The 6292-nt window shown below is 37.5% G+C and carries 9 protein-coding genes; 6 read left to right on the forward strand and 3 right to left on the reverse strand.

Annotation, left to right across the window (positions count from 1 at the left end; all coding sequences use genetic code 11):
* Positions 1-94: 94 nt before the first annotated feature.
* Positions 95-1186, reverse strand: a complete 1092-nt coding sequence (queG, locus tag KPC_RS16875) for a tRNA epoxyqueuosine(34) reductase QueG (RefSeq protein WP_121975514.1) — start codon at positions 1184-1186, stop codon at positions 95-97.
* A 25-nt stretch (positions 1187-1211) separates the two neighbouring features.
* Here queG and KPC_RS16880 point away from each other — a divergent pair, with 25 nt between their 5' ends.
* From KPC_RS16880 to KPC_RS16890, 3 genes are read left to right on the forward strand one after another with little or no spacing between them, the layout of a single operon-like run.
* Positions 1212-2672 (forward strand): NAD(P)H-hydrate dehydratase, encoded by a 1461-nt coding sequence (locus tag KPC_RS16880; RefSeq protein ID WP_121975522.1) that lies wholly within the window; start codon positions 1212-1214, stop codon positions 2670-2672.
* Entirely contained in the window at positions 2669-2941 is a 273-nt protein-coding gene (locus tag KPC_RS16885; protein WP_121975515.1) for an acylphosphatase, read from the forward strand. The genes KPC_RS16880 and KPC_RS16885 overlap by 4 nt, the downstream gene beginning before the upstream one ends.
* A gap of 20 nt (positions 2942-2961) precedes the next feature.
* Complete coding sequence (locus tag KPC_RS16890; protein ID WP_121975516.1) at positions 2962-3294, forward strand: hypothetical protein; 333 nt, start codon at positions 2962-2964, stop codon at positions 3292-3294.
* A gap of 14 nt (positions 3295-3308) precedes the next feature.
* Here the strand turns inward: KPC_RS16890 and ruvC are convergent, their stop codons facing one another.
* Positions 3309-3854 (reverse strand): crossover junction endodeoxyribonuclease RuvC, encoded by a 546-nt coding sequence (gene ruvC / locus KPC_RS16895; RefSeq protein ID WP_121975517.1) that lies wholly within the window; start codon positions 3852-3854, stop codon positions 3309-3311.
* A gap of 156 nt (positions 3855-4010) precedes the next feature.
* On the opposite strand from ruvC, the gene KPC_RS16900 reads away from it, so the two are divergent.
* The 3 genes from KPC_RS16900 (at position 4011) to KPC_RS16910 (ending at position 5956) form a co-directional block, all read left to right on the forward strand.
* Positions 4011-4202: a hypothetical protein gene (locus KPC_RS16900; protein WP_121975518.1), complete on the forward strand. Its 192-nt coding sequence runs from the start codon at positions 4011-4013 to the stop codon at positions 4200-4202.
* A gap of 272 nt (positions 4203-4474) precedes the next feature.
* Complete coding sequence (locus tag KPC_RS16905) at positions 4475-5056, forward strand: FxsA family protein (protein WP_121975519.1); 582 nt, start codon at positions 4475-4477, stop codon at positions 5054-5056.
* Between the two features lie 273 nt (positions 5057-5329).
* Entirely contained in the window at positions 5330-5956 is a 627-nt protein-coding gene (locus tag KPC_RS16910; RefSeq protein WP_121975520.1) for a LysE family transporter, read from the forward strand.
* Here the strand turns inward: KPC_RS16910 and KPC_RS16915 are convergent.
* On the reverse strand, positions 5953-6132 hold the full coding sequence (locus tag KPC_RS16915; protein ID WP_121975521.1) for a hypothetical protein: 180 nt from the start codon (positions 6130-6132) through the stop codon (positions 5953-5955). The genes KPC_RS16910 and KPC_RS16915 overlap by 4 nt on opposite strands.
* Between the last annotated feature and the right edge of the window lie 160 nt (positions 6133-6292).

Here is a 6292-nt window from a genome sequence, read left to right on the forward strand (position 1 = left end):
GTATTTGTTATTAAAATGAAAGAATATTGAAAATTTGGTGAAGAACGTGTGACTTCAAGTTTTTCAATATCAATTTGCAAGATCATTGCAAAGTTTACTTTCTCTTGAGTAATTGTTGTTGTATTGCCCAATCAATGTGCACTTGCACAATATCATCATGCTGCATTTTTTTTTGTTGTAGTGTGGTTAATATTTCATCAGAATATGGTGCATTGCCCAAACCGATAGCAATGTTACGTTTAAAACTTTGAAAGCCCGTTCTACGAATTGGACTGCCCTCAGTACAGTTTAAAAAAGTTTCTTCATCCCACGCCCACAAATCAAGTAGAGAAACATGATCTAATCCGTGCCTCGGATTAAAGTCATCAATACTGGCCTTTTTGGCAAAACGATTCCATGGACAAATGAGTTGGCAATCATCACAGCCAAATACCCGATTTCCGATTCCCTGGCGTAATTCCTCTGGGATGACTCCTTTGTATTCGATGGTGAGATAGGCGATACATTTTCGAGCATCAAGCATATAAGGCTCAACAATAGCTTGTGTCGGGCATATATCGATGCAGGCGCTGCATGAACCACAATGTTTCGTTGCAGGTGTATCGAAGGGTAAATCCAGCGAGGTAAATAGTTCCCCTAAAACAAAAAATGACCCTGCTTTTTTATGGATGAGTAAAGTATGTTTGCCTGTCCAACCCATTCCAGCATTTTCTGCCAGTGATTTTTCAAAAACAGGAGCCGAATCTGCAAATGGTCTGGATTCAAAAACTCCCACTTTTTCTCTAATACGGGTTGCCAGCGTTTTTAAACGCCCACGCATGACCTTATGGTAGTCACGACCTCGGGCATATCTTGCAATAACTGCAGAGTTTGGCTCATCTGGGACATAACGGGCTTTGGGCTTTTCAACCAGATAGTTCATCCGTACACAAATAATACTTCGAGTTCCAGGAACTAGCAGGGTTGGATCAGCTCTTTTTTCCAGATTTTCTTCTAGAAATTTCATATCACCGTGATAACCACGCTCTAAATATTCTTGAAATCGTGGCAATTCATCTTGAGCATCTGGTCTAGCAATGACACAATCAGCAAAACCTAATTCTAAAGCTTGTGCTTTGATCCAGATTTTTAATTGTTCAGGATCAAGCTGTTCAGTGCTAATGAGCTTGGAAGATGAAGATGCCATAGATCAGATCAAAGGGAAGAAAATAATGCAGCAACAAGTTTATCATAGCCGCGATATACAAGCATGGGAACAGCGTTGGTTTAGCAAGCAAAATAGTTCCTATGGTCTGATGCAGCAGGTCGCTTTAACTATTGCGTTAAAATTACAAAAAAAAATTGAATCCTTACAAATCAAACATATTGCAATCTGGTGTGGTTCGGGCAATAACGCTGGTGATGGTTATTGTGTTGCTACTTTTTTAAAACAGTGGGGATATCAGGTTGATGTTTTTGCAGCGAAGTTGGGTGATTCGAAAGACTTACAACAGGCATATGCTTATGCTTTGCAAAATGATGTCCGTATTCATGAAGGATTTGAAATAAATCAAATTTATGACTGTCATATTGATGCTTTGTTTGGAATAGGTTTAAACCGTCAGTTGGATGAGCATTGGCAAAATATCATTGATCAATATAATCAGCAATCTGGATTAAAAATTGCGATTGATATCCCTAGCGGATTGAATGCCAATACTGGGCAACCTTTGCCAGTAGCAATCAAAGCAAATATCACGTACACCGTGTTAGGTAGAAAAGCAGGTTTATATACGGGGCAGGGTAAGGAATATACTGGTGATGTCAATGTAATTACATTAATCCCCGTTGATGAAGAATTACCTATACTTGCAAAATTAACAGATAAAAAGATTTGTTTACCTTCACGTCAGGCATTTGGACATAAGGGTAGTTATGGGCACGTCTTGGTCGTGGGTGGTCATAAAGATATGGGCGGAGCCGTGATTATGGCTGCCGAGGCGGCATTTGCTGCTGGTGCAGGAAAAGTAACGGTCGTCTGCGATGCGAGGCATCACACATCGATTTTGTCCCGTGCACCGAATATCATGTTACGAGATATCAATGTATTAGATACAGAACATATTCAGGTGTTACTTGATCAGGTAGATGCGGTTTGCTTTGGTATGGGACTAGGACGTGATGAATGGGCTGAAAAGCAATACCAGTTATGGTATCCGTTGATTCGTCATACATCCGATCTGGAAGTTGTTCTGGATGCAGATGCACTCTGGTTTTTAGCACAAACCCCTAATCAACTGGATCAACATATTTATGCAACACCGCATTCTGGCGAAGCAGCAAAACTGCTGGCTTGTTCTGTTCAGGAAGTAGAGTCAGATCGGATCAGTGCGATTAGAGCATTACAATTAAAATATGCAGGACAATGGGTGCTTAAAGGATCAGGTAGCCTGATTTTAGAAAATGAACTCTGGATTTGTACTCAGGGAAATGCAGGCATGGGTACAGGTGGAATGGGGGATGTTTTGGCGGGTATGATTGCCAGTTTAAAGGCCCAATTCCATGAGCATATTACCTTACATGATATTGTTACATTACATGCACAAGCGGGTGATGTATTGGCTGAATCTGGGCAGCGTGGTTTACAGGCACAGAATATGAGCCATGCTATTTATAAGGTGGTCAACAGGTGAAAGCGATTCGATTAACGATTTCTGGTCGAGTACAAAATGTTGGTTATCGCCGTTGGTTTGAAAATCAAGCCAATAAACTTGGAGTAAAAGGCTATGTCAAAAATCTGGATACAGGTGATGTAGAGGCACTTGTCATTGGTGAAGAAACAACCTTAAATATACTGATCGAGCATGGCTATATTGGTCCATTGCGGGCTGAGGTTCAAAATATCCAGCAAAAAGAGATTGTGCAATTTATAGAGTATACTGATTTTAAAATGTTGAGATAACAGGATTTATTGGAAAGATTATGGATAAGCTCATTGTTATTGGGATTGTACTTATATTTTGTATTTTAATGGTGATTTATACGCAAAGAGATACAGCGAGTCCTAAAGATAAAAATCTAAAAGAAATCGTGCAAGATGCTTATCCAGAGTATAAAGTTATCGAAAAATCGACAAGTATCGCAATTTGTAAGCCCAATGCACGTGGTGTTTTGGATGATTTAATGATTATTCGAATTGATCCAGAACAAAAGAAAAATTTAAGACATTCAGGAACAACATTGATAGCTACATATTCCAAACGACCATCAATTCGTGAAATTACTAAAGATTTCGATGCTTTTTTTAAAAGATAATAATAAACCTAAAATTAACGTCGCCTACCACTGTAACGGCTACGACCACGTGCCATGCCACCTAAAGAGTTTAAAACTGCAAGCTTGCTCATACTTCCTGAAGCATGTGCATGACAAATTGCTGCTGCTAAAGCATCAGCTGCATCGGCTTGAGGGCGAACGCTTAAATTGAGTAGCTTCATCACCATCATTTGCACCTGTTCTTTATCTGCTGCTCCATATCCAACGACAGATTGTTTAATTTGACGTGCAGTGTATTCGGCAACTTGTAAATCGAGGTTGACTAATGCGGCTATGGCAGCACCACGTGCTTGCCCAAGTTTTAATGCTGAATCAGGATTCTGAGCCATAAATACTTGCTCGACGGCAGCCTCTGTAGGACCGTGAAATTTCACGATTCGGTCAATACCAGCAAAGATTCGTTTCAGACGTTCTGGAATTTCTGTTGTTTCTGTACGTATCGTCCCTGCATCAATAAAGCGTAACTGACTACCGTCACGTTCTATGATGCCGTAGCCAGTTAAACGAGAGCCAGGATCAATACCGATAATTAAAGACATACCAAAACTTATGATAAAAAGACCTTATTATTCTTACACAACATACGAGTGCTGTGTATGTAATATTTATTCGATTAAAATAAAATAGTAGGAAATGTACTTATTTTAAGCACACAAATGCTAACAAAATTACTATGTATAAAATGGAGAATAAAAATGCAAATACAAGGTTTCGAAGCGTATTCACCAAGTCTCTTGGCGCAAAGTATTAATCACTGGATTGCAGAAAATGTACATGATAGTTATCGAATACAGATCATTGATATCCAATATAATTGTATGGTCAATAGTGAAGGAATAGACGTATATTCTGCATTGATGACTTATGAAGCAGAGAAGGTGGGGTAGTATTCAATTTATCTGGATCTTATGAAGACTTTTTAGCCAAGATAGCAGTTTCTATGTGTTTTTTATAAAAACTGCTTGAGAATCTCCAAATTGTACCCATAATTTATGGCATGTGTATTTATTCAGGTTTAAGTGACTATTGTCATTTAAATGATATGAACAAGTTTATTGATTTATAAACTATATATGGAATACTGCACTGAAAGTATGGATTTGGCATAGCTTAAATCACTACTGAAATTTATTTTTGCTATAGAGATGATTTACATTTAATGAAATTATTCCCGCTTATTCTTATTTATTTTATCCTTGAAATCGCTGTATGGATTGGCGTGGCTCAGTTCATTAGTGGATGGTATGTCTTTTTCTCATTCTTTGTAACATTTTTCTTGGGCCTAAGTATGATTCGCTCAAGTACTTCAACCATTATGCCGCAATTGCAACAAATGCAAATGACAGGGCATATGGCTGGAGATGGTGAGGTTGGTAAAAAGTTGACCGTTGCAATGTCTGGCTTTTTGTTTATGATCCCTGGGTTGATTACAGATGTCTTAGCAATTTTAATCTTGATACCTGGCGTACAAAAAATTGCTAGAAACTTTGTTATGAACATGATTGCAAAACGCCAACAAGCCATGATGAATAAAATGATGGGGGGTATGATGGGCGGATCTATGGGAGATATGGGGGGTACTGCTGGTCAAAACCCATTTGAAGATTTGATGCGCCAAATGCAGAATATGCAAAATCAACAGGGCGGAGCTCACCGTGATTCAACGATTATCGATGGTGAAGCACATGAGGTTAAGCCCGAAGCCAAACAGATTGAAATGAAAGATGTAAATTCCAAATAACTTTTCGAGGCAAAAGTATTTCTTATAGTTGTTTTCGTCGTTGTTATGGAAATCGTGTTTTCATGGTTTGGATTACTAAATTTCTTAAAGTAACGTCTTATTTTAATTAAAAAATCATTGTAGCAACCATTTTGAAATGTCAATAGTGTCTAGATTATTCAACTAAAACTCAGCCGAATCCTGGATTCGGCTTTTTTATACCATTTGATTTTTCAATAGGAAGAACAGTTTGTTGTGATATGATAATCCATCTTGTCTTTTGCATAAAAAATTATGTCATTGTTACTGACAATTTGTGCTTTGCATTTTATTGCCCAACTTAGTCCTGGTCCAGATGTATTGTTGGTTGCAAAAAGTGCAGCATCAACTTCCAAGACTCATACGTTACAAATTATATTGGGGATTTCGATTGGCGTTGTTGTATGGGTAACACTTACATTACTTGGATTTACCGTATTGCTTGAGCAATGGCCTTGGATTCAACAGATTCTTATGCTAGTCGGAGGCCTTTTTTTAGCTAAAATGGGTTATGCCATGCTGAAAGGTGGCTTGAGTAGCTTAAAATCTCAAACTGTGCTGGAAGGAAGTTTGGCGCATCAGAAAAACTATTTTTTGATGGGGCTGTTTACCAATTTGGCGAATCCAAAGATCTTGATTTATTTTAGTAGTGTTTTTTCATTAGCTTTAAGTTCTACAGCAAGTGCTAATTTAAAACCTTATTTAGCAGTGATTATACCCGTGCAGACTTTTGTTGTGTTTGCGGGTCTAATGATGATCATGTCAATTCCAAAAATTAAAACCTTATACCAAAGATCTGGTAGTTATATTGATGTTTTATCAGGTATTTTATTTTTGTTTTTTGCTGTATTTTTATGGTTTGATGCGATTAAGATGCTTTAGTCCTGTTCTAGTGGAGTAGATGAGGTTTTTGATGAAGGCGAGTTTATATTCTCCTTTTTTTTCTGGGGAGTGTATTGATTTTGATTGAGAGTGGTTTGCTGATTCTCAGAGTTTTTATAAACACGACTCCGGTTTGCTCGTTCTCTGAAACCACCTTTATTGATCAGTTTATCCATATTTACAAATCCAGTATTTAATCTTCACATTGTCATCGAATTAACAAATTTTTGTCATCTAAATGTTAAAAGCACTTTATAAAATTATACCTGAAAATTGATTTTTCGTATTAAAAATTAATTTTGGATAGTTTTAATGAATATGCAGTAAATATAAGAT

Origin of the sequence: Acinetobacter stercoris (assembly GCF_900323515.1) — a bacterium.
Classification (GTDB): Bacteria; Pseudomonadota; Gammaproteobacteria; order Pseudomonadales; family Moraxellaceae; genus Acinetobacter; species Acinetobacter stercoris.

Coding starts and splice junctions, on each gene's coding strand:
- ruvC (WP_121975517.1), bottom strand. CDS start 3,854: ATGTCTTTAATTATCGGTATTGATCCTGGCTCTCGTTTAACTGGCTAC.
- KPC_RS16890 (WP_121975516.1), top strand. CDS start 2,962: ATGGATAAGCTCATTGTTATTGGGATTGTACTTATATTTTGTATTTTA.
- queG (WP_121975514.1), bottom strand. CDS start 1,186: ATGGCATCTTCATCTTCCAAGCTCATTAGCACTGAACAGCTTGATCCT.
- KPC_RS16910 (WP_121975520.1), top strand. CDS start 5,330: ATGTCATTGTTACTGACAATTTGTGCTTTGCATTTTATTGCCCAACTT.
- KPC_RS16915 (WP_121975521.1), bottom strand. CDS start 6,132: ATGGATAAACTGATCAATAAAGGTGGTTTCAGAGAACGAGCAAACCGG.
- KPC_RS16880 (WP_121975522.1), top strand. CDS start 1,212: ATGCAGCAACAAGTTTATCATAGCCGCGATATACAAGCATGGGAACAG.
- KPC_RS16905 (WP_121975519.1), top strand. CDS start 4,475: ATGAAATTATTCCCGCTTATTCTTATTTATTTTATCCTTGAAATCGCT.
- KPC_RS16900 (WP_121975518.1), top strand. CDS start 4,011: ATGCAAATACAAGGTTTCGAAGCGTATTCACCAAGTCTCTTGGCGCAA.